The sequence below is a fragment of the Okeania sp. SIO2B9 genome (genome assembly GCF_010672505.1).
Taxonomy (GTDB): domain Bacteria; phylum Cyanobacteriota; class Cyanobacteriia; order Cyanobacteriales; family Microcoleaceae; genus Okeania; species Okeania hirsuta.
On the sequence record NZ_JAAHGK010001344.1, the window covers coordinates 1 to 2,012 of the forward strand.

3 protein-coding genes are annotated in these 2,012 nt (G+C 33.9%); 1 reads left to right on the plus strand and 2 read right to left on the minus strand.

Annotated elements, in window-relative coordinates:
• A partial coding sequence (locus F6K13_RS30550) for a hypothetical protein (RefSeq protein WP_287289483.1) occupies nt 1-229 on the plus strand: 229 nt, incomplete at its 5' end.
• A gap of 186 nt (nt 230-415) precedes the next feature.
• Here the strand turns inward: F6K13_RS30550 and F6K13_RS30555 are convergent.
• Nucleotides 416-583, minus strand: coding sequence for a YqaE/Pmp3 family membrane protein (locus tag F6K13_RS30555; protein WP_124146069.1), 168 nt, complete (start codon nt 581-583; stop codon nt 416-418).
• Between the two features lie 48 nt (nt 584-631).
• Entirely contained in the window at nt 632-1,576 is a 945-nt protein-coding gene (locus F6K13_RS30560; protein ID WP_124146070.1) for a methyltransferase domain-containing protein, read from the minus strand.
• Nucleotides 1,577-2,012 lie beyond the last annotated feature (436 nt).

Below are 2,012 nucleotides of genomic sequence, written 5' to 3' on the forward strand. Positions count from 1 at the left end.
TATTCAGAAAGGTAATGGAATAATCTTTGGTGATTATGGTAAAAATGTTGCCTCTCAGCAGAAACCTATATCTTTTACCATAATCACCAAAGATTATTCCATTACCTTTCTGAATAGAAACTGCAAGTATTTTACCTCTCATAATGATGATGAAATTATTGTTGATTGGTCAGATAATTTTAGTATGACTTTGACTGAAAAATGTTCAAGTTTTTGTAAAAAATTATAAACATCTATTTTAGTGGTAATCATTTCTCACAGATGTTTAAGTCTTTGTGATAATTTAGCAGTTGCCAGTTATTGAATAATTAACAATCAAAAGTTACTCCTATGAATAGAGATGGGTTTGTGATTATTTTTAGTTAAAAATTTATCAAAAATCAGACCAAACCCACCCCTATTTTAATTGTCTAGCTTAATTATCATGCTTGGCAATAACCCAAATAGCATGAACAATACCACCAATATAAAAACCAAAAATAGTTAGGAGAAGATTAATCCAAAAAGCACCGCCTAAACCAACAGTCAAAAAAACACCTAAAGGCGGTAAGAATATAGCAGCTAGAATTCGTAGTATAGTCATTTTAGTTACTCTTGTAATTTTTAAACTATTGTTGTCTTAGTTATAGCTTCAACTATTAGTAGAACCTTTACCGAAAAATTTTGGAGGTTTTGCTAAAGTATATACCTCAGTCTCAGTAGCGATCGCTTCCCGCAAATGTTTAGGTACTTGTAACATCCCCAATAAGGTAGTCCCATCCAACATCCGAAACCCACCAGTAGTTTTTTCTCTCAGAAGTTGATTAACTGTTTCTGGGTCAGGACGACTATTAATCATTTCTGTTGAACCTATTACAAAACCCCAAGGTTGTCCATAAGTAGGAACATAACTACTATAAGATTGGACATAAGGAAAAACTTCTTTCATTGTATTCACAATTCGAATATGAAGTTTCATTTCTCCTAGGGAAACAGGACCAGCTTGCACAACAAAAAACCCTCCAGGGGTAAGCACCTGTAGAATCTTTTCAAAGTATTCCTTTGTAAACAACTGAAATGAAGGTCCCTCTTCAATAGGGTCAGAAAGGTCAGAGATAACTACATCCCAAATTTCACCAGAAGTCTCCAAAAATTCTAAAGCATCACCAATGACCAACTTGAGGCGAGGGTCATCAAAAGAATTAGCGTGCATCTCAGGCAAATATTGACGACAAGCTTCAACCACTTCTCCATCAATATCAATCATGGCCACTTTTTCTACTGTTTGCCAACGTAAGACCTCTCGAATAGTTGCTCCTTCACCACCACCAAGAACAAGAACTTTACTAGGAGATCCATGAAAAATCATGGCAGGATGTACCAGGGGTTCATGGTACAAAAATTCGTCTCCTGTAGAAGATTGCCATTTACCATCAAGAACCAGTGCTTTACCATAAATACCTGTGTTTATGATGTACATATCCTGATAGGCAGTTTTTTTGTAGGCAAGTACCTCGGTAATGCCATGAACATAAATATCCCAAGGTGTGATATACTCGCTAATCCATAAATCTGCACCAACTTCACTACTTGCCATAAGCTATATTCCTCAATGACATACTTCGTATCAATACTCAATATTGAGATAGGATATATTTCTTAGCACAAAATTGTTTTAGATTCCAACTATACTGAATACAAACCTGAAGTTTTACAGGTATTATTTTATTTAAATCATCTCAATTTTATCCTTATGATTAGAGTAATTTTACTCAATCGCTTCAAGAGCAAAAACAACTTTTCCTAATTAAAACTATCTAAATTAATCTGTTAAGTCTTACTTTTGACTATCTTGTCGATCGTCCTTTCTATTAATTTATTTGATATTTTGATATGGAGAAAAAATCTCTGCATCCCTTGACTCGTGACACAGGGTATCCACATTTTTAACTTTTGACTTGATAGGTGAGATTTGTTGAATTCAAGTATAATTTATTGAACAAGTTACTCTTCATAGTGCTATGGAAAATAAT

What these genes read in the sequence shown, in the direction of transcription:
- F6K13_RS30555 (WP_124146069.1), bottom strand. Translation starts at nt 583, where the DNA reads ATGACTATACTACGAATTCTAGCTGCTATATTCTTACCGCCTTTAGGT.
- F6K13_RS30560 (WP_124146070.1), bottom strand. Translation starts at nt 1,576, where the DNA reads ATGGCAAGTAGTGAAGTTGGTGCAGATTTATGGATTAGCGAGTATATC.